Source organism: Oceaniradius stylonematis (genome assembly GCF_965223445.1).
Taxonomy (GTDB): domain Bacteria; phylum Pseudomonadota; class Alphaproteobacteria; order Rhizobiales; family Rhizobiaceae; genus Roseitalea; species Roseitalea stylonematis.
In genome coordinates this window covers 1,429,045-1,453,661 of sequence record NZ_OZ244994.1, presented here as the reverse complement: position 1 = coordinate 1,453,661, position 24,617 = coordinate 1,429,045, and the positions used below count along the sequence as shown (strand labels likewise).

Here is a 24,617-nt window from a genome sequence, read left to right as displayed (position 1 = left end):
CGTGCCGTAGCACGTCGGTTTGACCGACCGCTTTACATCGATTTGCACTGCCGGCATCTTTTCCGTCATTTGGGTGCAGTTGGTGCAACATATGATCGAATTCGACAGCAAGCTCGCACGGACATTTTTATACGTATGCCAGGAGCGAACGCTGAGGGCCGCGGCCTACAGCCTCGACCTCGAGCCCTCATCCGTGAGCCGCCAAATCAACACACTGGAAACACAGCTCGGCCTGCCCCTTCTCGAACGGAGCCGCAAGGGGGTCGTTCCGACAGAGGCCGGACGGCTTTTGCTGGACCATCTGCGGCGGCAGCGCGCCGACAATGAAGCGTTGCTGTCGGACTTTGACGCGCTGCGTGGCATGCAGCGCGGCGAGATCGTGATCGCCATTGGCGACGGCTTTATCAGCGATTTCATGGCCAATGCGCTTCCCAGTTTTCGGGCCGCACTCCCCGGCATTTCGTTTCAACTGCTCAGCGGCTCGACCGAGAAAGTTGCGAAGCTCGTGCGCGAGGACGTCGCGCATTTCGGGTTCGCGTTCAATCCAGACCGCGAACAGGCCTTGCGTGTGATCGAGCGCGTGCGCCAACCATTGGAAGTGCTGCTCAGCCCCCAGTCGAAACATGCCGGATCCGGCGTCGCCATGTCGATGTCTCAACTGACCGAGATTCCCCTCGCGCTTCCCAGGCCCGATTTTGGCATCGGAACACTGCTGCGAGAGACTGAGGCCACCTATGGCGTGCGGCTGTCGGGGCTGGTCGAGACAGACTCACTGGCCGTGCTGCGGAACTTCGTGCGCGAAGACATCGGCGCGACGATCCTGCCAGCCTTTGTCGTCGCGCGCGAGTTGGCGGACGGCCATGTCGTGACCGTGCCTCTCGATATTCCCGAGTTGCAAAAGGGCGAGGCGACAATCCTTGTCAGGACAGGACGGCGGTTGCCCGAGGCTGCGTCACGCCTTGCGACCCATGCAGCGCGCGCAATGCTGGCGTTCAGGCGCAAAATCCAAGTGCCGAACGTTGCGCCCAATGCAACATAAAACTCTATCCCATGCAATTTACGGCTCGCACATCATGCCTATTGTCTCGCCGGCAACGATGCGCCAAGGGAGGTGAGTTCCATGATCTTGAAGAAACTTTTTTCCGCGACGGCTGGTTTGGCCATTGCGGTGGCTTTGGGCCAGGCTGCCTCGGCAGAAACCCTGCGTCTTGCCTCGCAAGGCGACGCAACGAGCCTTGATCCGCACAGCCACAATGAGAGTTTCACGAACTACTTTCTCGCGAACGTCTACGAGGGGCTCGTCGGCCGCGACAAGAATTTCAACATTGCCGGCCAGCTTGCCGAAAGCTGGGAACAGGTTGATGCGACCACATGGAGGTTCAACCTTCGATCCGGCGTCACGTTTCACGACGGGTCGGCCTTTGCGGCCGACGATGTGATCTTCTCGATGAACCGGGCCCTTGCGGACACCTCCAACTTCAAGCACGTGCTGGCTTCCGTCGACAGCTTCACCGCCATCGACGACCGGACCGTCGAGATCGTGACCAAGGCTCCCAACCCGATCCTGCTGAACGATTTCCTGGACCTGATGATCGTGGACAAGCAGTGGGCAGAAGCCAACGGGTCGGAAGAGCCGATCAATCTCCAGGCCGAGGAGAAGGCCTTCTCCGCAACCAATGCCAACGGTACGGGTCCGTTCCGCGTGGTCAGCCGGACTCAAGGCGAGAAGACGGAGTTGGCGGCCAACCCGAATTATTGGGGTGAGAGGGGAAATGTGACCGAAGTCGTCTTCACTCCGATCAACAACGCCTCGACGCTGGTGTCGGCCCTGTTGTCCGGTGAAGTCGATGTTGTCATGCCGCTTCCGCTTCAGGACATTCCGCGCGTCGAATCGGCCGATGGCGTCAAGGTGGTCTCCAGTCCCGAGGCACGCACCATGTATATCGGCATGGACCAGTGGCGTGACCAGATCATTGAGAGCCCTGTCGAAGGCAACCCGTTCCTGGACCTTCGTGTGCGTCAGGCATTCGCACACGCCATCAATGCGGAGGCAATCATTGATCGCGTGATGCAGGGTCAGGCGACACTGGCCACGCAATATGTGATGGACAAGGTGAATGGCTACAATCCGGACCTGACCCGTCTGCCCTACGATCCCGAGAAGGCCAAATCGCTGTTGGCGGAAGCCGGCTATCCAGACGGTTTCGAGCTGACGATGGACTGTTCGACCGACCGCTATGTGAATGACGGTCAGATTTGTCAGGCAACAGTCAGCCTGCTGGCGCAGGTCGGCATCAAGGTGAACCTGCTGGCGCAGCCGAAGGCACAGTTCTTTCCCAAGGTCGTCTCGCCGGACTTCGGCACCTCGTTCTTCCTGCTGAGCTGGACGCCGTCGACGATGGACAGCCTCAACGTCTTCCAGAACGTGCTGGGCACGCGCGACCTGGACAATGGGCGGGGCGCCTGGAACATCTCCGGTTGTTCGGTCCCGGAAGCTGATGCGCTGGCAGCGGAGGCTGCCACCATGATGGACGCGGATGCGCGTGAGAAGCTGCTGCAGGACGCGATGGCGCTGATGGTGGACAATGTCTGTCTGGTGCCGCTGCATGTGCAGCAACTGGTCTGGGGCGTTGCCCAAAACATCGACGTCGTACAACACCCCACGTTCGAGTTCCCCCTGGAACACTTCAACGTGAACTGATGCACGCTGTGTGGCCTGGTTGTGACCAGGCCACCCGCCAAGCCGAGACGCTCTTCAAATGGTCCATGTGATAGCTCGCCTCTTGCAGGCCTGTCTGGTCATGCTTTGCGTCGCTCTGGTCGGATTCCTGGTGTTCCAGTTCGTCGGCGATCCGGTGCTGGCGCTTGTCGGACAGGAAACCTCGATCGCGGATCGTGAGGCGCTCCGCGAGAGCCTTGGCCTCAACGATCCGATTCTGGTCCAGTACGCCCGCTTTGTCGGCGACGCGTTGCAGGGTGATTTGGGGATCTCGTACAGCTTCAACCGAGACGTCTCCGAGATGATCGCCGAACGTCTGCCCGCGACGATCGAGCTTGTATTGCTGTCCGGTCTTCTCGCGCTGGTGATCGCGATTCCCGCGGGCATCTACACGGGCATCAACCGCAAGGGCGGCTGGGCGCAGGCCCTGATGGCCCTGTCCGTCATCGGTGTCTCGATTCCCTCCTTCCTGCTCGGCATCCTGATGATCCTCGTCTTTTCGGTGTGGCTCAACTGGCTCCCGTCTTTCGGCCGCGGCGATGTGGCAGGGGCGTTCGGCTTCCGGTCAAGCCTCTTCACGCTCGATGGCTTGAGTCACGCCTTGATGCCCGCCGCCGTGCTGTGCCTGTTCCAGATGGGCGTCATCCTGCGGCTGGTCCGCGCGGAGATGCTGGAGGTTCTGCGCACCGACTATATCCGCTTTGCATGGGCTCGCGGTTTGCCGGCGCGTTCCGTGTATCTGCATCACGCACTCAAGAACACGCTGGTCCCGGTGATAACGGCGATCGGTCTGCAACTGAGTGCTCTGTTCGCCTTCTCGATCATCACCGAGCGCGTCTTCCAGTGGCCCGGAATGGGATCGCTGCTGCTGCATGCGATCGAACAAAGCGACATCCCGCTTTTGGCCGCCTACCTCATCTTCGTCGGGCTGGTCTTCACCGTTTCCAACCTTGTCGTCGATGCCCTTTATGCGCTGATCGATCCGCGCATTCGGCATGGAGGCGGTTGAGCCATGCTGAACAGGATAAAGTCGGACTTCTGGTACGAACTGCTGTCGTCTCCGGTTACCGTCATCTCGGCCTTGACCATCATCGTTCTGGTTCTGGCCTGCGCATTTGCCCCCTGGATCGCGCCGCACACGCCGTTTGATCCGAGCACGATCTCGATCCTCGACAACAATCTGCCACCGGCCTGGGAAGATGGCTCCGACCCTCGATTTGTTCTGGGGACCGACATGCAGGGACGCGACGTGCTCTCGGCGATGCTCTATGGCGGCCGGATTTCGTTGCTGGTGGGGCTGGGGGCGGTCGCCCTGTCCACCCTGATCGGCCTGGTCGTCGGGCTGCTTGCCGGCTTTTTCGGTGGCATCACGGACACGGTGCTCATGCGGGTCGCCGAGGTCCAGTTCGCGTTTCCGCCAATCCTGATCGCACTGCTGTTGAACGGTATCCTGAAGACCGCGCTTCCTGCGGATGTGTTCGCCACGGCCGCCGTGCCCATCATGATTCTGGCGATCGGCCTGGCGGGATGGGTGCAGTTCGCGCGGATCGTGCGTGCCTCGACGATGGTTCAGCGCGACCAGGATTACGTCACGGCTTGTCACGCGATCGGACTGCCGAACCATACGGTCATCTTGCGCCACATCCTGCCGAACGTGCTGGGGCCCGTTCTCGTGCTGGCCATGTTGCAGATCGCTGTGGCTATCGTAACCGAGGCAACCCTGTCCTTTCTCGGCCTGGGCACACCCCTGACCGAACCGTCCCTTGGGGCGCTCATCCAGGCCGGCAGCCAGTTCCTGTTCTCCGGCATCTGGTGGGTGGTCATCTTTCCCGGCCTCATGCTGCTGGCGATGGTGATCGCCTTCAATCTCGTGGCCGATTGGTTTCGCGACTATCTCAATCCGAGGCTGCGATGACCGCTCCCCTGCTCAGCATAGAAGCGCTCTGCGTCGGATTTCCGCACCGCCTCGGCGATTTCGTCGCCGTGGACGGCTTCACCATGGACCTGAACAAGGGAGAAATCGTTGGCCTGATCGGAGAGAGCGGCGCCGGCAAGTCGACGGTCGGAAACGCCGTGATCGGCCTTCTCAGCCATCCGGGCCGGATCACCGCGGGGCGCATCGTTCTGCAAGACCAGGACCTCGCCGCACTTTCTGCCAAACAGATGGAGGTTCTGCGGGGCCGCCGCATCGGCATGATATTTCAGGATCCGATGACATCGCTCAATCCGCTGATGACCGTTGGGGCGCAGTTGGCGGAATCGATTTCGATCCTGCAGAACAAGTCCCTGTCAGAAGCGCGCATCGAGGCCGCCAAGCGCCTCGGGGATGTCGGCATCCCGGACGCCGATACCCGGATGCACCAGTATCCGCACGAGTTTTCGGGCGGGATGCGCCAGCGAGTCGTGATCGCGCTGGCGCTTGCAGGCGACCCGGATCTGTTGATTGCCGACGAGCCGACGACAGCGCTCGATGTATCTGTGCAAAAGCAGGTGCTCGACCTGATCCGGAGCATCTGCAGGCAACGCCAGCTTGGCGTGATCCTTGTAACGCACGACATGGGCGTCATCGCTGAAACCGCAGACCGGGTCTGCGTGATGCGCCACGGAAAATTGGTGGAAACGGGCGTGACGGCCGATGTCCTGGGCAGCCCCAAGGCGGAGTACACCAAGCAGCTGATAGCGGCGATTCCCAGTATCACCGAACGCGAGGAGCGGTTCCGCAACCCCGCCAGGCGCACCGGAGAGATCGACGCCTGGCTGCTGCAGGCGCATGACCGCGAGGAAAATGGCGCCTTCCTCAGGAGTTCGGCGCTGGTGAAGGAGTTTCCCGCCAAGGGGGCTTCATTCAGGATCCGGCCTCCGGCATTCCGGGCCGTTGACGTCCCCCCGCTCGAGATCGCACGGGGCGAGGTTCTGGGGCTGGTTGGTGAGAGCGGTTCGGGCAAGTCCACGCTCGGACGGCTCTTGACGGGGCTGCTGCCCATCACCGAAGGGGCGGTGACCTACACCGACCATGGCGACATTTCAGCCCTGCGCCAAGCCGCGCAGCGCAAGAGGTTCCGGCGCGATGTCCAGGTTGTCTTCCAGGACCCCTATTCTTCTCTGAACAGCCGACTCCGCGTGGATCATATCCTGTCCGAGCCGATCAGGTTCCACGGGCTCGCAAGCCGGGCGCAGACACCAAGGCTCGTCGGCGCCCTTCTTGAACGGGTGGGATTGAAGGCGGCAGACGGCCGGAAGTACCCGCATCAATTCTCGGGCGGTCAGCGCCAGAGGATCTGCATCGCGCGTGCACTCGCCGTGCGTCCACGGTTCCTTCTATGTGACGAGCCGACATCGGCGCTCGATGTCTCGATCCAGGCGGAAATGCTGGCTCTGCTCATGGAGCTCAGACGCAGTCTGGGGCTGACGATGCTCTTCGTCAGCCACGACCTTGCCGTCGTGCGCCAGGTCTCGGATCGCGTCGCGGTCATGCAGCGCGGCAAGATCGTTGAACTGCGCGAGTCCGAAGCGCTTTTTGATGCGCCTGAGCACGAATACACCAGGCATTTGTTGAACACCGCCCCGCGCGTTCAGATCGAAACGAGGAATTTGGAGGAAGCGCTCTGATGTCGCAACCAGTCGGTTTGATCGGTCTCGGTGCCATGGGCGGCAGCATGGCGGCACGGCTGCTGGAAACGGGGCACGAAGTCGTCGGGTACGACGCTCTGCCAGAAGCGCGGGAACGGGCGGCGCGCGTCGGAGCGGTCATTGCCGATCATCCAGCGGCGGTGGCCAAGGCAGTCGATGTGCTGATCCTGTCGCTGCCCAAGGCGCAGTTCGTCGATGACGTGATGTCGGATGTGGGGCCGCATCTGTGCAAGGGGGCGGTCGTGCTGGACACGACAACCTCCGAGCCGGAAACCAGCCGAGCTCACGCGATGAAAGGGGCCGGGCACGGTTATGCGTTTCTCGACGCGCCGGTCAGCGGCGGGCCTGCGGCCGCCCGGTCCGGCGCCATGACCATGATCGTTGGCGGCGATGGCGCAGCGCTGGAAAAGGCGAAGCCGGTGCTGAAGGATTTGACGTCAAAGCTCTTGCACATTGGTCCGTCGGGTGCGGGCAACGTCGCCAAAATTGCCAACAACCTGCTGTGCGCCGCCAATCTGGCTCTGGTCAGCGAAATGGTGCATCTGGCCGCGCGCGCCGAGGTTTCGGCCGCAGACCTGCTGGCGGGCGTCAATGCCGGTTCCGGGCGAAGCGGCGTCAGTGAGGTGAATTTTCCACGCTGGATTTTGAACGGCAGCTACGATTCGGGCTTCACCATGGGGCTGATGCGTAAGGATATCGGCCTGGCGCGCGATCTGGCGGACAAATTCGGCCTCGATCTGCCTGCGATGAAAGCCATCGCCGACATTTGGGAAGAAAGCCGCGACAGGCTCAGCGACAGCGCCGATTTCAACGAGATTTTCAAGTACGAGAAAAGCCATGACTGATCGTGCCGCCATGTTTCAGACGCTGTGCGAGGAACTCGGGCTTGGCCAACGACCCCAAAGCATTGTCGGCGGAGAGCTTGTGGATGGGGCAGGGGCGATGATCACCTTGCAAGATCCGTTCAGCCTGTCGACTCTCGCCGTCTATGCGGATTGCGCCGGCGCAATCGCAAACCGCGCTTGCGATTGCGCGGAAACCGCGCAACGCACTTGGATTGGCGATTTCACGCCGGCTGCACGCGGCAACGTCATGCAGAGCGTTGCCTCTGCAATCGAGGCGCGGACCGAGACCCTGGCAAAGCTCGAGGCTCTTGTGGCGGGCAAGCCAATTCGCGACTGCCGGATCGAGGTGGCCAAAGTCGTTGAGATGTTCCGCTATTATGCCGGCTGGGCAGACAAGCTGCACGGCGAGGTCATTCCGGTTCCGTCGGGTCACCTCAACTACACCCTGCGAGAGGCGATTGGCGTCGTCTTTCAGATCACCCCCTGGAACGCGCCGATCTTTACGGCCGGCTGGCAGATCGCCCCGGCGATTGCCTGCGGCAATGGCGTGGTGATCAAACCGAGCGAGTTGACGCCCGTCACAACCATCGCTCTGGTCAGGCTTGCCGAAGAGGCGGGGTTGCCGAAGGGCCTGGTCAATGTCCTTGCCGGTCTCGGTCCGACGGCAGGTGCAGCTGCGATTGCCCACAAGGCGGTCGGCAAAGTTGTCTTCGTCGGTTCGCCCGCCACGGGTCGGCGGGTGGCCGAAGCAGCGGGCGCAGCGCTGAAGCCTGTCGTTCTTGAGCTTGGCGGAAAGTCCGCCAACATCGTGTTTGACGATGCCAATCTCCAACATGCGGCGTTGGGCGCGCAGGCAGCCATCTTTTCCAGCGCCGGACAAAGCTGCGTGGCCGGCTCACGATTGCTGGTCCACAAGGATATCCACAGCCGGCTGATCGACATGATCGCGTCCGGCATGAACGACATCACGTTGGGCGATCCGCTGGATGATGCGACCGAGATCGGTCCGATCAGCAACGCCCGCCAGTACGAGTTCGTCGGTGCCATGATTGCAGACGCAAAACAGGGTGGCGCAACCGTACGCACCCGGTCGACGCGACCGCAGAGCGGCTTTTTCGTCCCGCCCACCGTGCTTGATGGATTGAGCCATCAGGCAAAAGCCGCGCAGACCGAGATCTTCGGACCTGTCGTGACGGCAATTCCGTTTGCGAACGAGGCCGAGGCCATCGAGATTGCCAATTCCACGGAGTTCGGCCTGGCAGGCGCCGTCTGGACGTCCGACGTGGGACGGGCGCATCGCGTATCGCAAGCGGTGCGCGCGGGTACGTTCTGGATCAACAGCTACAAGGCCATTCATGTTTCATCGCCGTTCGGCGGATCGCGCGAGTCCGGGTTTGGCCGTTCCAGCGGGACCGACGCGCTGATGGAATACACCAGTCCGAAGAGCATCTGGCTCGACAGCGGCGAAATACCGAAAATCGCCTTTGGTTATGTTTCGTGACGCAAGCGAACGCGCGGACAACGGCGAACCCGATCGGCCCCGTGGGCTCTGTTCCGGCGGACGCCGGCTTTTTCACCTCGCGACATCCGGTCTGGACAGGCTGGCGCAGAAACCTGCACCGATATCCGGAGCTGGCCTACCAGGAGCACAGGACGTCGGAATTCGTCGCCCAACGGCTGACAGACATGGGGATCGCGGTGCAGCGCGGATATGCAGGCACGGGTCTGGTCGGGGTTTTGAAGACGGGCGACGGTCCCAACATCGGATTGCGGGCCGACATGGACGCCTTGCCGATTGTCGAGGAGGGTCGGCAGGATTACAGATCCGTCAATGATGGCGTGATGCATGCATGCGGGCACGATGGGCATACAACCATGCTGCTGGCGGCCGCAGAGTATCTTGCGCGCACCAGACGATTCCAGGGCACCGCCACGTTCATTTTCCAGCCGGCCGAGGAATGCGAGGCCGGCGCTCGACGGATGATCGAGGACGGCCTCTTTGCCGATCATCCGGTGGACGAAGTCTTTGCCCTGCACAATTGGCCCGGTCTCGCCGCCGGGGAGGTTTCGGTCCGCGCCGGTCCCCAGATGGCGGGTTTTGACACGTTTGACATCACGATCACAGGGCGCGGCAGTCACGCGGCAATGCCCCAGGAAGGCACCGATGCCGTCGTCGCGTCCGGACAGCTGATCGGTGCGCTTCAATCGATTGTCTCACGTTCGCTTGATCCGCAATCGGCCGCCGTTCTGAGCATCACGCAAGTCCACGCGGGAGATGCATACAACGTCATTCCCCAAGCCGTTCGACTGGCCGGCTGTACGCGTTTCTTCGACACCGCGGTGAAGAACCGGTTGAAAACGCGCATGAGGCAGATCTGCACCGGAATCGAAGTGCAGCATGGTGTCTCGGTCTCGCTCGACTACAAACCGGTCTATCCGCCGACCATCAATCATCTGCGAAGCCAGCAGATGGCGGCGGACGTGGCAAGAACGATTGTCGGCGACACGCTCGTTCACGACGATCAGAACCCGTCGATGGCGTCGGAGGACTTCGCCTTCATGCTGGAGCAAGTGGCGGGCGCCTATCTCTGGTTGGGCAACGGCCCGGTCGCAAGTTTCGGTGCGCTGCACACGCCGACCTATGACTTCAATGACGCCATCCTGCCCACCGGCGCGCGGATTCTGGCGGCCTTGGTCGAAACGGACAGGCGATGATGCGTCCGGACAATCGCCGAGGGTGGAGCGTTCTGTTGTGAGATCGAACCGTTCCGCCGGGCAGGTTTGGTTCGATCTCTCGACAGAACGCTCCAAGCGGCTTCGATGCTTCAGGGCAGACCGCCTGAGTGTCCAATTCGACCGTCAGCGGCAGTCGATGACCGGTGATGCGTGATCGCATCGCATCCGTGGGCGGAAAGCAGCGGGCGGCACCTGCCGCCCGCCGGTCGTGGGCTGGCGATCAGCTTTCCGGCGTCAGGCAGTCCTTGAACGACGTCGTCATGTTGCGGATCAGCTCGAAATAGAGGTCCGGGCCCTTTTCCAGTTCCGCACCGAGCGGGTCGAGCACACCGGACTTCGCCGCTGTTCCCTCGATCACCGTCGAGACCAGTTGCGGCTCGAACTGCGGCTCCGAGAACACGCAGGCGGCCCCGGCATCCCGGACGGTCTCGCGCAGCTCTGCGATGCGTTCCGCGCCCGGCATCACCTCGGGCGACACCGTGATCGAGCCGGCGGCTTCCAGGCCGAAACGGTTTTCGAAATAGTGGTACCCGTCGTGGAAGACGATGAAGCCCCGGCCCGAAAGCCCGGCAAGTTCGGTCTCCACGTCGGCGATCAGCGCATCGAGCCTGGCTTCAAGCGCCCCGGCATTGGCCTCATAGGTTGCGGCATTGGCCGGATCGGCTTCGACAAGCGCTTGCCGGATCTCGTGGACAAGCGCCTTGGCGTTCATCGGATCGAGCCAGATATGGGGGTCGGCGCCATCATGGCCGTGCCCATGGTCGTGATCATGCCCGGCTTCCGCCATATCCTCTTTCTCGTGATCGTGATCATGCCCGGCTTCTGCGGTCTCCTTGTCGTGATCATGATCGTGGTCGTGTCCATGGTCGTGGGCCTGCTCGTCATCGTCCCCATGATCGTGCGCGTCAAAGGCGCCGCCCTCACGGAACTCCAGCTTGACCAGATCGTGGGCATCCATCAGCTCCACGATCGTCGCATCCGCCGCGACGCTTTCAAGCGCGCCTTCCAGGAAGGCTTCCAGCTCTTGGCCGACCCAGAAGACGACGCCGGCGGACTGCAGCATCGTCGCTTCGGAAGGGCGCATCGCGTAGGTGTGCGGGGAGCCGGCACCCTGAACGATCAGGCCCGGCTCACCGACGCCTTCCATGACCCCGGCCACAAGCGAATGGATCGGCTTGATCGAGGCGACCACATTGATCTCGGCCTGAGCGGCGACGGCCGACGCGGTCAGCAATGTCGAGGCCAGAAGGGTTGATTTCGCAAGGCGCATATTGTTCTCCCTGTTTGCACCGGTGTGGCGAGGGCGATCCCTCACAACGTGATTGCGTAATGATATAACGTGTGCGATACCGTCGCAACCGGTTTTGCACCGATTGCCGCGACCATGCGAGCTTGATATCTCGAACCGATGTTGAAACGACCCGACCCACTTGTGACGCTCGATGGCGCGGGCATCTGCCGCGACGGCCGGTGGCTGGTGCGCGGGGTCAGCTGCACGGTCGACCCCGGAGAAATCGTCACGCTGATCGGCCCCAACGGATCGGGCAAGTCGACGACGGCGAAGATGGCGCTCGGCATATTGAAGCCCGACGAGGGCTCGGCGAAACGCCGCGACGGTCTGCGGATCGCCTATGTGCCGCAATCGCTGGCCATCGACTGGACGCTGCCCCTGGCTGTCGACCGCTTCCTTCGGCTGACCGGCCCGATCGGCAAGGCCGAGGCTGCCGATGCGCTGGCGGCCACCGGGGTCCGCCATCTGGCCCGTGCCGAGGTGCGCACCCTGTCCGGCGGCGAATTCCAGCGCGTGCTTCTGGCTCGCGCCATTGCGCGCAAGCCCGATCTTCTGGTGCTGGACGAACCGGTTCAGGGCGTCGATTTCACCGGTGAGATCGCGCTCTACGAACTGATCAAGTCCATCCGGGACCGGCTCAATTGCGGCGTCCTGCTGATCTCCCATGACCTGCACGTCGTCATGGCGGCGACGGACCGCGTGATCTGTCTTAACGGCCATGTGTGCTGTTCGGGCACGCCGACGGCCGTCGCATCGAGCGCGGAATACAAGGCGTTGTTCGGCGCCCGCGCGGCTTCGACGCTGGCCGTCTATGAGCACAGTCACGACCACACGCACCTGCCGGACGGGCGCGTGCAGCATGCCGACGGCACGATCACGAACCATTGTCACCCCGGCGACGGACACCATCCCGGCCCAGACGCGCTCCACAACAAGGGTGATGGCGATGTTCGATGATTTCTTCATGCGCGCGCTCATCGCCGGCATCGGCGTCGCTCTGGTCGCCGGTCCGCTGGGCTGTTTCATTGTCTGGCGCCGGCTGGCCTATTTCGGCGACACGCTGTCCCACGCGGCCCTTCTGGGCGTCGCGCTGGCATTCCTGTTCGAGGTGAACATCACCGCCGCGGTCTTTGCGGTGTCGGCCTGCGTGTCGATCGCCCTTTTGCTGCTCCAGCGCGGCGCGACACTGTCCGCCGATGCCCTTCTCGGTCTTTTGGCGCACGCGTCGCTGGCGCTCGGGATGGTCGTTCTGGCCTTCCTGACCTGGGTGCGTTTCGATCTGATGGGGCTTTTGTTCGGCGATATACTGGCCGTCTCCAAATCGGATCTGGCCACCATCTGGCTCGGCGGCGCGGTGGTTCTCGGCATTCTGGCCGCCATCTGGCGTCCGCTGTTCGCGGCGACCGTCAACAGCGAACTGGCCGAGGCCGAGGGCATGAACCCAGCCCGCGCCAATATCATCTTCATGCTGTTGATGGCCGCTGTGATCGCGATCGCCATGAAGATCGTTGGCGTGCTTTTGATCACGGCCATGCTGATCATTCCGGCCGCAACCGCCCGCCGCTTCGCCGCCGGGCCCGAGCAGATGGCTGTTCTCGCCGCGCTCATCGGCGCAGCGTCGGTCGTCGCCGGCCTTTTCGGATCGCTCGAATGGGACACGCCGTCCGGCCCGAGCATCGTCGTGGCGTCACTGGGCTTCTTCCTGCTGTCGCTTGTGCCGACCGGGCGGCGTTTGACCCGTGGACGTGATCGTCCGGCGACCGAGCCGCGCCACGGTGCGAAAGGATAATCGGGATGCAGCACGGCCATGCTTCCGACGCCCTGACGAAGAATCAGGCCCTTGTGATGGGCGCCCTGTCCAACGCGGGCGGCCCGCTGAGCGCCTACACGATCCTGGACCGGTTGCGCGATGACGGTCTTCGTGCGCCGCTGCAGGTCTATCGCGCGCTGGACAAGCTGGTCGAGTTCGGGCTCGTCCACCGGCTGGAAAGCCTCAATGCGTTCGTGGCGTGCCGCCACCCGGGATGCGACGGCCACCAATTCACGGCCTTCATGATATGCGATGATTGCGGAAGCGTGATCGAGATCGCCGACAATGCGCTGGCCGGGCGCCTGAAAGGGTTGGCCCAGGACGCCGACTTCGTTCTGGAGAAGTCGACGGTCGAACTGCGCGGCTTGTGCGCGGGATGCCGTCCGGCATAGGGTTTACCGTTCCTGTCCGTCGCCACACCGCGAAGGAGGAAGACTACAGCCGCCGCAGCAGCCCCAGAACGAAGACCGCGCCCAGGGCGGTCGTGACAATGCCGATCGGCAGTTCCTGCGGCATCAACAGGGTGCGCGCGGCTATGTCGCTGGCGAGCAGCAGACAGGCGCCGATAATCGCCGACATGATGATCAGCCCTTTGTGCATCGGGCCCACGAACCCGCGTGCGAGGTGTGGAACCATCAGGCCCACAAATCCGATCACGCCGGTGATCGAGACGAAGGCGGCGGTCGCAAAGGCGCAGACGAGAAAGGTGATCCGGCGCATCGCGTCGACGTTCACGCCCAACGTCCTGGCCGTGTCGTCACCGGCGAGCAGCGCGTCGAGCCGGCGATAGCTGACCTGCGCGAAGACGAAGATCACGACCGCGCCGGCAAGCGCGATGGGGAGCAGATCCCAGCGGGCGAGACCCAGCCCGCCGAGCGTCCAGAACAGGACCGAATGCGCTGCCCGCTGATCGCCGGCAAAGACGAGATAGTTGGTCACCGCCATGAACAGGAACGATACCGCCAGACCGGCGAGGATCAGCCGTGCCGGTCCCTGATCGCGCAGACGCGCGACCAGAACCAGTACGATGGCCGAGGCGAGCATGCCGCCGACAAAGGCGGCGATGGGCAGAGTCCATATGCCAAGCACATCGCCCGTCACGGTGATGACGAGCACGGCGCCGGCCGCGGCGCCCGAGGAAAGGCCGAACAGGAACGGATCGGCGAGATCGTTTCGCGTCACGGTTTGCAGGAGGCAGCCAACCACGCCAAGCCCTGCCCCGACCATGACCGCAAGCAGCGCGCGCGGCAGCCTGAGATCGACGACGATCCGGTCGATCGGCGTCGGGCCGGCCTCGCCATAGGCCCCGGTGAGCGAGCGTGACAGCGCCTCAACAACGACACTGGCCGGAATCGGCGTGGAGCCGACCGCAATGGCGACCACGACCAGAGCTGCAAGCAGCCCCAGTGCCGGCAGGAGCCACGCCGTTGATTGCTGCATCGCCTAGGACGCGCCGCCCTGGATCGCCTTGGCGATCTTCCCGATCGCGTCGATGTTCGCCGGTCCCGGGGTGAGTTCCTCATAGCGCAGGGTCACGTAGCGCTCGTTCTTCACCGCATCGGTCTGCGACATGACGGGGTGCGCTTTCAGGAATGCCAGGAGGCCCTCGGCGCCATCGCCGCCCTGATAGTCGAGAAGGATGAGAAATTCGGGATTGGCGGCCGCAACGGCCTCCCAGGATGTGCGTCCCCAGCTTGTCTCCATGTCGCCGGTCACGTTGGTCCCTCCAGCCGCCTCGATCATGGCGGTGGTGATGGCGTATTTGCCTGCCGTGAAGGGCTGATCTTCGCCGGAATCATAAAGAAACACGCGCGTGGCTTCGCCTTCCGGCACCGATTGCCGGATGGCTTCGAGCTTGGATGTCCAGTCATCGACAAGGGCCCTTGCCTCGGCTTCCTTGCCGAACACTTTGCCAAGGCGCAGCGTGTCGTCAAACAGAAGGTCCATCGATGCCGCGGGCCGATCCTGGTCCAGGTGAATGCAGCTTTCCGTCAGAACCAGCGTCTTGATGCCCTGCGCTTCCAGTGTTTCCGGCGTCACTTCGCCGCCCGGGCGCATGCCATAATACCAGCCGGCGAAGAAGAGGTCGGGCTCGGCGGCGACAAGGTTCTCCATGGTCGGATATTTGGGTGCGAGTTCGGGAATGTCGCCCCGACGCTCGTCGAACTCGGCGCTTGTCTTGTACCAGCCCGAGATGCCGGTCACGCCGACCATGCGGTCCTGCAGGCCCAGTGCGAACGCCATGTCGGCCATGTTGATGTCGTGAACGACCATGCGCCCGGGCGCCGCCTCGAAGGTGACGAGCGTGCCGCAACTGTCAACGGTGACCGGGCACGCCATGGCGGGCGAGGCCAGCGCGGCCAACAGAAGGGTGGTGAGCAATCGTTTCATCGGAACGTCTCCATCTTTCAGCATGGCGTCGTGGAGTGTGTCGTCGGCATTGGAAGCCGGATATCCAGCGTCGGCAGATGGTAATCGTGTTCGGGGTGTTTGAGCCGGTGCATGTCGACCCCGAACACGTCGCGGACATTGGCGGTCGACAGCGTCTCGCCCGGAGGCCCGAAGGCGCGCAGGCGCCCATCGGCGAGGATTGCGACCTTGTCGGCAAAGGCATCGATCAGGGTGAGATCGTGAAGCGCGGCGACGATCGGAACGCCCATCGATGCGACGATGGCAAGCTGTTCGCCGCGAGCCAGGGGGTCGAGATGATTGGTCGGTTCGTCCAGGACCAGAAGCGACGGCTTTTGACACATGGCGCGCGCAATCCTGGCCCGCTGCCGCTCGCCGCCCGAAAGCTGGTCGAGCCGCCTTTCGGCAAGGTCGCCAAGCCCGACCGTTTCGCAGGCCCGGCGGGCCTCGTCCCGCCCTGTGCCGCCGGCGAACAGCCGCGCATGGGGCAACAGGCCGAGCGCGACATAGTCGGCAACGCTCAGCCGCCCGTCGGCTTCGTCGGACTGGCCGACATAGGCGATGCGCCGTGCCCGCTCGGCAAAGCTCATCGCCGATATGGACTTGCCATCGATCATGATCGTGCCCGTGCCGGGCGATGCAAGGCCGGCGATCATCCGGACGAGCGTGGTCTTGCCGGCGCCGTTCGGGCCAACCAGAGCGACGCACTCGCCGGCGCCGACGGAAAAGCTGATGGCTGAGACCAGCGCGTCGGCGGGGCTTCGTCCGCTCGGCCAGTAGCCGACATCGCGTAGGTCGAGAGCGGCGGTCTGGCGGGTCATTGGACCGATACGCCCGCTTCGGCCACCAGGAGCGCGGCGGGAATCCGTGCCAGCGTCTTGCCGGACAGGCCCGGCGGCCGCGATGTGGACGAGCACCAGCCATCGTCGAGCGATGCATACTGGCGGGCAAACGCGACCAGATCGTCAATGTTCGCGTCGGCGTCGATGTCGCCGAACAGATAGGTGGCCTTGTGCGAACCGAAATAGGCAACCGTGCAGGGCCGGTCGCAGCCGGCCATGCAGACCGTCCCCGAGATTGCGAAGTCCGCGCCGATGGCATCGCCGGCAAGGGTCATGGCCTTCCGAAGGCGCGCGATCAGCTCAATGCCGGGCCGGCACTGGTCGTCGGGCTCACCTCTCTTGTGACGGCACGAAACGCATACGGTTATCTTGTGGTTGGATCGATCGACCATCCGCTGCTCCGCGGGGCGGAGGGCAAAGACCGTGATGTGCGGCGCAAGGCGCCAGATCGTCTCATCATGTGTCTCTCCTCCGGACATCCCCGTCCGGTTCGAGTGAAATGATGATGGCAGGTCTCCTGACTTGCGGTTCCTCGCTTCCCCGCGCCTTCCCGGACGGACGATGCCGGCCAGTGGCATTGGTGGGGGTCGCTCTCCGCTCACAGTTGCGGGGGCAGTCACGGTTTTGGCGCCCTTGAGGCTCCTCCTCACCGTGTTCCCTTTTCATCCCGCGGACGCGCTCGGCCCGCAAGAACCATCGCGTCCACGCTAGTCCGGTTGCCGGCCGGCTTCAACTCCGAAATTGTCCGAACGCTCGATGTGCACATGCAGCGATACCGGCTGCCATGACCGTTATCGATGTTTGGGGCGACTTGCGCCTCGATGCTGCCCGCCATGGCGGGCGGGACCGGGCAATGATAAGCGTCTGCCAGGGCCACCCGGCCAAGACCATGTTCAATTGAAGGAAGCCTGCATGTCGTATGTCTTCGAACCGGCGCCGGTCCCGACAATCGCGGTGGCTGACAGCGACGACCTGGTCCCCGTGCGCCGCATCTTCTGCGTCGGCCGCAACTATGCCGCCCACGCGCGCGAAATGGGCCGTGATCCCGATCGCGAGCCGCCCTTCTTCTTCACCAAGCCGGCCGATGCGGTCGTCATGGACGGCGAGACGGTGGCCTATCCGCCGGAAACCGAAAACTTGCATCATGAAGCCGAACTGGTGATCGTCGTCGGCACCGGCGGGCGCGACATCGCCGAAGCCGACGCCCTGTCCCATGTCTGGGGCTATGCGGCGGGCAACGATCTGACCCGGCGCGATCTGCAGTCGGCGGCACGTGAACTGGGCCGCCCCTGGGACATGGCCAAAGGGTTCGACCGATCGGCGGTGATCGGGCCGGCGCATCCGGCATCCAGGGTCGGCCATCCGGACAAGGGCTTCATCCGGTTGACGGTCAATGGCGAGACCCGGCAGGATGCCGACCTGTCCGAAATGATCTGGTCGGTGCCGGAAGTCGTCTCGATCCTGTCGCACTCGATTGCCCTGCGGCCCGGAGACCTGATCATGACCGGCACGCCCGCCGGTGTCGGCCCTCTGGCCGCAGGCGATGTCTGCGTGGTCTCCATCGAGGGGCTCGGCGAAATCACGACCACGATCGGACCGCGCGGATAAGCCAATGACCCTCAAACTGCACAATTATTTTCGCTCATCCACATCGACCCGGCTGCGCGCGGCGCTCAATCTCAAGGGCGTGGACTATGACTATGTCTCCTACGCCCTGCGCGCCAAGGAGAACTATTCGCCGCGCTTTCTGGCCCTCAACCCGCAGGGCCTCGTGCCGGCGCTCGAACGCGACGACGGTACGGTGCTGACCCAGTCGCTGGCGATCATCGAATGGCTCGATGAAACGCATCCCGGGCCGGCGCTGCTGCCTCCCGATGCGGACGGGCGTGCGCGCGTGCGCGCGCTCTCCTACATGATCGCCTGCGAGGTGCATCCGCTCAACAATCTGCGTGTCCTCAACCATCTCGCCGACCGTTTCGGCGCCGATGAGGCCGGTCAGAAAGCCTGGTTCACCCATTGGGTGACGACCACGTTCGAACCGCTGGAGGCGATGCTCGCGGGCGATCCGGCGACCGGTCCGCTCTGCCATGGCGACACGCCGGGCATGGCGGACATCTGCCTTTACGCGCAGGTCTGGAACAACAGGCGTTTTGCGATCGACACCGCCCGGTGGCCGACGATCTCCGCGATCTTCGAGCGGCTTGACGCAATCGATGCTTTCCGCAAAGCCGCGCCGCCCAACCAGCCCGACGCCGCGTGACCGCGACCGACCCGGACCCGCCCGGGGGAATGCCATGAGCCGGCGCGCAATGCACGACGCTGGCGCTCAGTTCGCCGGCGCCTTGTCGTAGAGCGCCTCGATCTCGGTGCCGTAGAAATCGTAGATCTTGGCGCGGCGGACCTTCATGGTGGCCGTCACCTCGCCATCGTCATGGTCCAGTTCCTTGGGCAAAAGCCAGACCTTCTTGACCTGCTCGACGCGCGCCAGAAGCTGGTTCTGCTTGTCGACTTCGCGGTCGATCAGCGCCTTGACGTCGGCGTTTTCAGCCAGCGAACGGAACGTTGTGTAAGCGATGCCTTTCGATTCAGCCCACAGGCGCACCGTGTCCATGTCGAGCTGGATCAGCGCGACGGCATAGGGCCGCCGGTCTGCGATGACGATGCATTCCTTGATGAAGGGTGAGGCCTTCATCGTGTTCTCGATCAGCGACGGCGCCAAGTTCTTGCCCGCCGCGTTGATCATGATGTCCTTCTTGCGGTCGACGATGGAGATCGAGCCGTCGGGCGCGGCTTCCGCGACATCGCCCGTGTGCAGCCAGCCATCGGTGATGGTCTCCGACGTTGCCTCGGGATTGTTGTAATAGCCCTTGAAGACGAGGCCCGACTTGACCAGCAGTTCGCCATCGTCGGCGATCTGCCATTGCACCTCCGGCAGGAAGAAGCCGACGCGGCCTTCGCTGCCGCCCCAGTCGGGCTGGACGCTGGCCGCGCCGGTGGTTTCCGTCATGCCCCAGATCTCGCGCACATTGACGCCGATGCCGCGCAGGAAATGCACGAGATCGACCGAGATGGGCGCTGCCGCGGTGATCGCGAAACGGCAGCGGCTGAGGCCGAGATAGCTGCGGATGTGGCGGTAGACGAGCACGTCCCAGAAGGCGTTCTCCAGGCGCTGGCCCAACGACCAGTCGCGGCGCGGCGTGTCGCCGCGCTTTTTCGCCGAGGCCAGCGCCGCCATCGTGAGCGCCCGGCGGACCCGGCCGGACGTGTTGGCCTGGACCATCACGCCCGCCTGCATCTTCTCCCAGATGCGCGGCACGCCGAAAAAGATCTGCGGGGCGACATCGCGCAGATCGAGCGTGATCGTGCGCAGGGATTCGCCGAAATTCATGACGAACTGGCCGGTAAGCGCGTTGATCACCGTCATGTTTTGCTCGGCGATGTGGCACAGCGGCAGATAGCTCAAAATGTTGGTGCCCGGCGAGAAGCCGGCAAAGATCTTGGCCGCCTGCGTGCTGGCCACATAAAGGTTGCTGTGGCTGATCTCGGCCGCCTTGGGCAGGCCCGTCGAGCCGGACGTGAAGACCATCATGGCGGTCTGGTCGGGCCGGATCGACGCCTTGCGGGCATCGATCTCGGCGCCATGGTCGGCGATCGAGGCATGGCCGGCTTCCAGAAGCGCGTCGAAGCTGATCAGGCCCAGTTCGGTCTCGTGCTGCGTGCCCTTGGGTTCGAAGATGACGAGCTTGCGCAGTCTTGGCAGCTTGCCGCGCAGTTCGATGATCTTGTCGAGCTGTTCCTGATCCTCGATGAACAGGATCTCGGTGTCCGACGCGTTTACCAGATGCTCGATCTCGGCGGCGGGGCTCGTCGGATACATGCCGACGACGGTGCCGCCTGCGGCGTTGATGCCCAATTGCGCCAGCACCCATTCGCGGCGGTTCTCCGACAGGATGCCGACATGGGTGCCGTTGCCGACACCCAGATCGATCAGCGCCGCAGCCATGGCGTGCATCGTCGTTTCAAGGCCGGCCCATGTCATCTCGTTCCAGATGCCGTGGCGCTTCTGGCGCATGGCGACGGCGTCCGCGTGGGACCGGGCATGTTCGGACACGATGGCAACCAGCGGCCGGAAGCCCTTGTCGGCGAATGTGGAGACGTCGTAGCGCATCGCTTCGTCCTCAGCTCAGCCAGCGTTTGCGGCGCTTGTAGTGTTTGACTTCGCGAAAGCTCTGGCGCCCGGTGCCCCGCTCGGCAACGCCCAGATAGAAGCTGCGAATGTCGGGGTCTTCCTTCAGCTTGGCGACCGGGCCCTCGAGCACGATCTGCCCGCTTTCCATGATGTAGCCATAGTCGGCGACCTGGAAGGCGACGCCGGCATTTTGTTCGACCAGCAGGATCGATGCGCCGTCCTCTTCATTGAGGCGCCTGATGGTCGAAAAGATCTCCTCGACGATCTTCGGCGCAAGCCCGAGCGAGGGTTCGTCCATCAGGATCAGGCGCGGCTGGGCGATCATCGCGCGCCCGAATGCCAGCATCTGCTGTTCGCCGCCGGACAGATAGCCGGCGATCTGGCCGCGCCGCTCACGCAGCCGCGGGAAGAAGTCGTAAACCTTGTCATAGTCGGGCTTCCGGCTCGACCCGTCCAGCGCATAGGAGGCGGCGATCAGATTGTCGTCGACGGTCATCTCGGTGAAGATGTGCCGCCCCTCGCGGACGTGGAACATGCCGCGCTGGACGAGCTTGTCCGGCGGCACGCCCTTTGTGGACTGGCCGCGAAAGATGATGCGTCCGTCGCCGATCTGGCCGTTTTCGAGTTGCAACAGGTTCGAGGCCGCCTTGAGCGTCGTCGTCTTGCCGGCGCCATTGGTGCCCAGAAGCGTCACGATCTTGCCCTCCGGCACCTCGAGCGACAGGCCCCGCAGGGCCTGCAGCGTGTGGTGATAGGTGACCTCGATGTTCTCGATGGTGAGCATGAACGCGCAGCCGGCTTGCGCCCGGACCGAAGCCCGGGCGTCAGGGTCAGACCGTGAACCAGTCGGATGTCGGCGTGAACAGGCCCGACTCCGTCGAATACTGGTACACCCGGCCGGTGCCGATCTTGTTGTCGACCATCGATACGCGGCCGCCGAAGAAACCGCCCGTATCCCAATCGGTGATCCCCGACAGGGCCTCGGCGAGGTTGTCCGGCGTCGGTTCCTTGCCGCCTTCGACCGTGTCGCGCAGCGCCTTTATGGCGATTTCGAGCGCGCACATGGTCTGCAGCGTCCAGGTCGACATGTAGTTTTCGAGCGGCGTGCCGGCGAACATCTCCTTGGCGGCTTCGGCGAACAGCTGGTAACGCGGCGCGTCCTCGCGGTCGTAGAAATAGCGATAGGGCATGACGCCCTGATAGCCATCGAGGAACGGGCCGGCCTCGGCGGTCACGCGGTCGGCGATCAGCTTTTCCATGCCCCAGAAGGTTCCCATGAACTGGGTGGGCAGGCCGAACTGGCGGGCGCCGCCGATCAGTTGCGGCCAGACGCCGGTCACATAGCCCTGAAGGATCGCATATTCGGCGCCCGACTGGGCCAGCTTGGTCACATGGGTCGGAATGTCCGCGCCCTGCGGCTTGGTCGATTCTTCCAGAACCACTTCGATGCCCAGTTCCTCGGCGCGCATCTTGCCATGCTCGATCGGATCGCGGCCGAACTCGGTGTTCGAGAAGATGAAGGCGACGTTCGAGCCACCGGCATCCTTGATGTTCTGCAACAGGATGTCGAACTGGTCCTGATAGGACGGCCCGGCGAGGTACTGGTAGGGGTTGGTGGCCGGGTTGGCGAGTTCGGAGGCAAACGAGGTCGAGCCCATCAGCCGGGCCTGGTCGCCGGTCAGTTCGGGCGCGACCAGTTTCATGAAGCCGGTCGAGTCGCCGAAATAGGCGACCAGCGCATCGCCTTCTGTTGCGAGCGCGCGCTGATAGTTGGCCAGCGCGTTTTGCGGGATATAGCCCGAATCCTCGGTGACGAAGCGGATCGGCGTGCCGCCGATGCCGCCCTCATCATTGATCAGCTTCTGGGCGAGGGTGAAGGCCGGCGCGACCAGTTGGCCCGCGGTGGCGAACGGGCCGGTCAGCGGCAGCGAGGCGCCGATGACATATTCGGACGGCTGCGCGCGCAGGATGGTCGGCATGCCCAGCGCGGCGGTCGCGGCGGCACCGGTGGCGATAAAGGTACGGCGGGTCTGTTTCATGTCGGTCTCCTCCCTGAGACGGTTTGATCGGTCAGCCGCGGGCGAACGGCCAGCGGTTGAGGGCCCGAATGCCCCTGTCGACCAGTTGGTTGATGCCCAAAGGTTCGAACATCAAGAAAAAGATGATCAGAAGACCGAAGACGATCTCCTGAACCGGCGCGCGCAACTGCGCCACTTCGGCCGCTCCTCCCGCGACCATACCGAAGGTGAACTTCAATACTTCCGGCACCATGACAATGATCATCACGCCGAACACCGGCCCCATGGTGCGGCCCATGCCGCCGACAATCAAGGCGGCGACCAGTTGAAGCGACAGGGCCAGTTCGAACTGTTCGGGCAGGATGCGGGCGTAGAAATAGGCGAACAGCGCTCCCGCCAGACCGCAGCAGGCAGCCGAGATCGCAAAGCTCATCAGCTTGTAGCGGAACAGGGATATGCCCAGAATCTCGGCGGAATAGTCGCGTTCGCGAATGGCGATGAAGGCGCGGCCGACCCGTGTGCGGAAGAGGTTCTGGATGGCCAGAATGGTGACGAAGGCGAGGGCTGCGATCAGCGCGAACATTTCGCGCTGCGTGTCGAACACCCATCCCAGAATGTTGGGATCGGGCGTGTTGAGGCCGACAAGGCCGCCGGTCCATGGCGCCAGCGCCTCGAGCTCGATCAGGAAGATGATGATGAAGTTGGCGCTGAGCGTTGCGACCGCCAGATAGAGGCCTTTGACCCGCAGCGACGGCAGGCCGACAATGATGCCGACGATCGCGGAGATGGCGATCGCGCCGGGGATTGCGATGAACGGCATGATGCCGTCCGGCAATCCGATATTGTCCATCAGGCGGTGGAGGATCGGTACCGAATAGGCGCCGATCGCCATGAAGGCGGCATGGCCGAGCGACAGGAGGCCGGTATAGCCGATGACGACGTTCACGCCGACGACGGCGATCAGCATGATGCCCATCTGCGAGGCGACGAGGATGATGTAGTCGTTGGCGATGAAGGGCATCAGCGCACACAGCGCCGCCATCGCCAGAACGAAGGCCTGCTTGTAGCCATTGTTGAGAACGCGCTCGTCGGCCGCGTAAGTCGCCTTGAGGTCGCCGGTGATCATATGCGCTCGACCTCCTTTTGGCCGAACAGGCCGTGTGGCCGGATCAGGATGACGACCAGGACAGCGATGTAGGGCACGACCTCGGCGAACTCGCCGCCGAATTGCCACTGGGCCATGGCTTCCAGGAAGCCGACCGTCAACGCCGCGATGAAAACGCCGACATAGCTGTCGAGCCCGCCCATCAGGACGATGGCCAGCACCGAAAAGCCGAACAGGCCCAGCGAGGGCGATACGCCGTTTCGGGTCGCAAGGATCGCGCCGGCGATCGCGCCGGTCGTCGCCGCCAGCACCCATGCCCGCGAAAAGACGCGCGGCACGGAGATGCCCATCGAATAGGCCGTCGACTGATCCTCGGCGGTGGCGCGGATCGCAACGCCGCTCTTTGTGTAACGCACCATGGCGACAATGGCGCCGAACAGCAGCAGCGCGACGGCGACGTTGACCAGATCGGCGCCGAACAGGAAGATCGGCGTGTCGAAAAGGTTCAGCCGGATCGGCGTGTTGGGCGCGATGTGCGGCACGAATTCGGCATCGGCCGTCCAGATCAGCCCCTTGGTGCCCGACAGGACCGAGATCAGCCCGACTGTGATCATGATCATCGCAAAGGTCGACTGGCCGATCAGCGGCCGCATCAGGGTGCGCTCGATCAGAAGGCCCAGAAGCGCGTTGCAGATGACGGCGCCGGCGAGACCCAAAATGATGCGCGGCAGGTTGGACAGCCAGTCGAGCACCGCGCCCATGGGCGAGAACATGGGCAGATCGGCCTTCATGGCCACCATCCATGCGGGCTCCCAGCTCTGCAGCCAGTCGGGCGCCCAAGCCGCGCCCGGCACGATCACCGAGAAGGTGAAATAGAAATAGGCGCCGAACATGATGATGTAGCCATGGGCGAAATTGACCACCTTGGTCGCCTTGAAGACCGAGACGATGCCGACGGCGATCAGCGCATAGATGGCGCCGGACATCAGCCCGTTCAGCGTAAACTGTATGAACTCTCCCATC

23 protein-coding genes and 1 riboswitch are annotated in these 24,617 nt (G+C 63.5%); of the genes, 13 read left to right on the top strand and 10 right to left on the bottom strand.

The genetic code is table 11. The features are described from left to right. Nucleotides 1-91 precede the first annotated feature (91 nt). The 8 genes from ACOQOU_RS07210 to ACOQOU_RS07175 all read left to right on the top strand — a co-directional run bounded on the left by ACOQOU_RS07210 (nucleotide 92) and on the right by ACOQOU_RS07175 (nucleotide 9,909). Nucleotides 92-1,039, top strand: a complete 948-nt coding sequence (locus ACOQOU_RS07210; RefSeq protein WP_306024960.1) for a LysR family transcriptional regulator — start codon at nucleotides 92-94, stop codon at nucleotides 1,037-1,039. A gap of 81 nt (nucleotides 1,040-1,120) precedes the next feature. Further along, the gene (locus ACOQOU_RS07205) at nucleotides 1,121-2,701 is read left to right on the top strand and encodes an ABC transporter substrate-binding protein (RefSeq protein WP_306024961.1); all 1,581 of its coding nucleotides are present in this window, start codon (nucleotides 1,121-1,123) and stop codon (nucleotides 2,699-2,701) included. A gap of 58 nt (nucleotides 2,702-2,759) precedes the next feature. After that, the gene (locus ACOQOU_RS07200; protein ID WP_109765337.1) at nucleotides 2,760-3,728 is read left to right on the top strand and encodes an ABC transporter permease; all 969 of its coding nucleotides are present in this window, start codon (nucleotides 2,760-2,762) and stop codon (nucleotides 3,726-3,728) included. A 3-nt stretch (nucleotides 3,729-3,731) separates the two neighbouring features. Further along, nucleotides 3,732-4,634 (top strand): ABC transporter permease, encoded by a 903-nt coding sequence (locus ACOQOU_RS07195; RefSeq protein ID WP_109765335.1) that lies wholly within the window; start codon nucleotides 3,732-3,734, stop codon nucleotides 4,632-4,634. Then, complete coding sequence (locus ACOQOU_RS07190) at nucleotides 4,631-6,328, top strand: dipeptide ABC transporter ATP-binding protein (RefSeq protein ID WP_109765333.1); 1,698 nt, start codon at nucleotides 4,631-4,633, stop codon at nucleotides 6,326-6,328. The genes ACOQOU_RS07195 and ACOQOU_RS07190 overlap by 4 nt, the downstream gene beginning before the upstream one ends. Continuing rightward, a complete protein-coding gene (locus ACOQOU_RS07185) occupies nucleotides 6,328-7,194 on the top strand; it encodes an NAD(P)-dependent oxidoreductase (RefSeq protein WP_306024962.1) in 867 nt (288 codons plus the stop codon). Before ACOQOU_RS07190 ends, ACOQOU_RS07185 begins: the two co-directional genes overlap by 1 nt. Next, nucleotides 7,187-8,695 (top strand): aldehyde dehydrogenase family protein, encoded by a 1,509-nt coding sequence (locus ACOQOU_RS07180; RefSeq protein WP_420578859.1) that lies wholly within the window; start codon nucleotides 7,187-7,189, stop codon nucleotides 8,693-8,695. The genes ACOQOU_RS07185 and ACOQOU_RS07180 overlap by 8 nt, the downstream gene beginning before the upstream one ends. A 41-nt stretch (nucleotides 8,696-8,736) precedes the next feature. Continuing rightward, nucleotides 8,737-9,909: a M20 aminoacylase family protein gene (locus ACOQOU_RS07175; RefSeq protein ID WP_306025168.1), complete on the top strand. Its 1,173-nt coding sequence runs from the start codon at nucleotides 8,737-8,739 to the stop codon at nucleotides 9,907-9,909. A 241-nt stretch (nucleotides 9,910-10,150) separates the two neighbouring features. Here the strand turns inward: ACOQOU_RS07175 and ACOQOU_RS07170 are convergent, their stop codons facing one another. After that, the gene (locus ACOQOU_RS07170) at nucleotides 10,151-11,200 is read right to left on the bottom strand and encodes a zinc ABC transporter substrate-binding protein (RefSeq protein WP_306024963.1); all 1,050 of its coding nucleotides are present in this window, start codon (nucleotides 11,198-11,200) and stop codon (nucleotides 10,151-10,153) included. Between the two features lie 138 nt (nucleotides 11,201-11,338). On the opposite strand from ACOQOU_RS07170, the gene ACOQOU_RS07165 reads away from it, so the two are divergent. The 3 genes from ACOQOU_RS07165 to ACOQOU_RS07155 are packed head-to-tail and all read left to right on the top strand — an operon-like array spanning nucleotide 11,339 to nucleotide 13,423. After that, nucleotides 11,339-12,178 (top strand): metal ABC transporter ATP-binding protein, encoded by an 840-nt coding sequence (locus ACOQOU_RS07165; RefSeq protein WP_109765326.1) that lies wholly within the window; start codon nucleotides 11,339-11,341, stop codon nucleotides 12,176-12,178. Then, on the top strand, nucleotides 12,168-13,010 hold the full coding sequence (locus ACOQOU_RS07160; RefSeq protein WP_109765761.1) for a metal ABC transporter permease: 843 nt from the start codon (nucleotides 12,168-12,170) through the stop codon (nucleotides 13,008-13,010). The genes ACOQOU_RS07165 and ACOQOU_RS07160 overlap by 11 nt, the downstream gene beginning before the upstream one ends. 5 nt (nucleotides 13,011-13,015) lie before the next feature. Further along, entirely contained in the window at nucleotides 13,016-13,423 is a 408-nt protein-coding gene (locus tag ACOQOU_RS07155) for a Fur family transcriptional regulator (protein ID WP_306024964.1), read from the top strand. Nucleotides 13,424-13,466: 43 nt separating this feature from the next. Here ACOQOU_RS07155 and ACOQOU_RS07150 read toward each other — a convergent pair whose 3' ends face one another. The 4 genes from ACOQOU_RS07150 to ACOQOU_RS07135 are packed head-to-tail and all read right to left on the bottom strand — an operon-like array spanning nucleotide 13,467 to nucleotide 16,674. Beyond that, nucleotides 13,467-14,471: a FecCD family ABC transporter permease gene (locus ACOQOU_RS07150; protein WP_109765322.1), complete on the bottom strand. Its 1,005-nt coding sequence runs from the start codon at nucleotides 14,469-14,471 to the stop codon at nucleotides 13,467-13,469. Nucleotides 14,472-14,474: 3 nt separating this feature from the next. Continuing rightward, the gene (locus tag ACOQOU_RS07145) at nucleotides 14,475-15,422 is read right to left on the bottom strand and encodes an ABC transporter substrate-binding protein (protein ID WP_306024965.1); all 948 of its coding nucleotides are present in this window, start codon (nucleotides 15,420-15,422) and stop codon (nucleotides 14,475-14,477) included. Between the two features lie 17 nt (nucleotides 15,423-15,439). Continuing rightward, nucleotides 15,440-16,261, bottom strand: a complete 822-nt coding sequence (locus ACOQOU_RS07140; RefSeq protein ID WP_109765318.1) for an ABC transporter ATP-binding protein — start codon at nucleotides 16,259-16,261, stop codon at nucleotides 15,440-15,442. Beyond that, nucleotides 16,258-16,674, bottom strand: coding sequence for a DUF1636 family protein (locus ACOQOU_RS07135; protein WP_109765760.1), 417 nt, complete (start codon nucleotides 16,672-16,674; stop codon nucleotides 16,258-16,260). The genes ACOQOU_RS07140 and ACOQOU_RS07135 overlap by 4 nt, the downstream gene beginning before the upstream one ends. Before the next feature lie 97 nt (nucleotides 16,675-16,771). Continuing rightward, nucleotides 16,772-16,995: riboswitch (cobalamin riboswitch) on the bottom strand. Between the two features lie 199 nt (nucleotides 16,996-17,194). On the opposite strand from ACOQOU_RS07135, the gene ACOQOU_RS07130 reads away from it, so the two are divergent. Together ACOQOU_RS07130 and maiA are read left to right on the top strand one after the other, a co-directional pair. Then, nucleotides 17,195-17,890 (top strand): fumarylacetoacetate hydrolase family protein, encoded by a 696-nt coding sequence (locus ACOQOU_RS07130; protein ID WP_306024966.1) that lies wholly within the window; start codon nucleotides 17,195-17,197, stop codon nucleotides 17,888-17,890. A 4-nt stretch (nucleotides 17,891-17,894) separates the two neighbouring features. Then, nucleotides 17,895-18,542 (top strand): maleylacetoacetate isomerase, encoded by a 648-nt coding sequence (gene maiA / locus ACOQOU_RS07125; RefSeq protein ID WP_109765316.1) that lies wholly within the window; start codon nucleotides 17,895-17,897, stop codon nucleotides 18,540-18,542. A 66-nt stretch (nucleotides 18,543-18,608) separates the two neighbouring features. On the opposite strand, the gene ACOQOU_RS07120 is transcribed toward maiA, so the two are convergent. The 5 genes from ACOQOU_RS07120 to ACOQOU_RS07100 are packed head-to-tail and all read right to left on the bottom strand — an operon-like array spanning nucleotide 18,609 to nucleotide 24,616. Further along, nucleotides 18,609-20,450: an AMP-dependent synthetase/ligase gene (locus ACOQOU_RS07120; protein ID WP_306024967.1), complete on the bottom strand. Its 1,842-nt coding sequence runs from the start codon at nucleotides 20,448-20,450 to the stop codon at nucleotides 18,609-18,611. A 10-nt stretch (nucleotides 20,451-20,460) separates the two neighbouring features. Continuing rightward, nucleotides 20,461-21,255: an ABC transporter ATP-binding protein gene (locus ACOQOU_RS07115; protein WP_306024968.1), complete on the bottom strand. Its 795-nt coding sequence runs from the start codon at nucleotides 21,253-21,255 to the stop codon at nucleotides 20,461-20,463. Between the two features lie 46 nt (nucleotides 21,256-21,301). Continuing rightward, nucleotides 21,302-22,510 (bottom strand): ABC transporter substrate-binding protein, encoded by a 1,209-nt coding sequence (locus ACOQOU_RS07110; protein WP_306024969.1) that lies wholly within the window; start codon nucleotides 22,508-22,510, stop codon nucleotides 21,302-21,304. 31 nt (nucleotides 22,511-22,541) lie between these two features. Then, a complete protein-coding gene (locus ACOQOU_RS07105; RefSeq protein WP_306024970.1) occupies nucleotides 22,542-23,615 on the bottom strand; it encodes a branched-chain amino acid ABC transporter permease in 1,074 nt (357 codons plus the stop codon). Next, nucleotides 23,612-24,616, bottom strand: coding sequence for a branched-chain amino acid ABC transporter permease (locus ACOQOU_RS07100; protein WP_109765307.1), 1,005 nt, complete (start codon nucleotides 24,614-24,616; stop codon nucleotides 23,612-23,614). The genes ACOQOU_RS07105 and ACOQOU_RS07100 overlap by 4 nt, the downstream gene beginning before the upstream one ends. Nucleotide 24,617 lies beyond the last annotated feature (1 nt).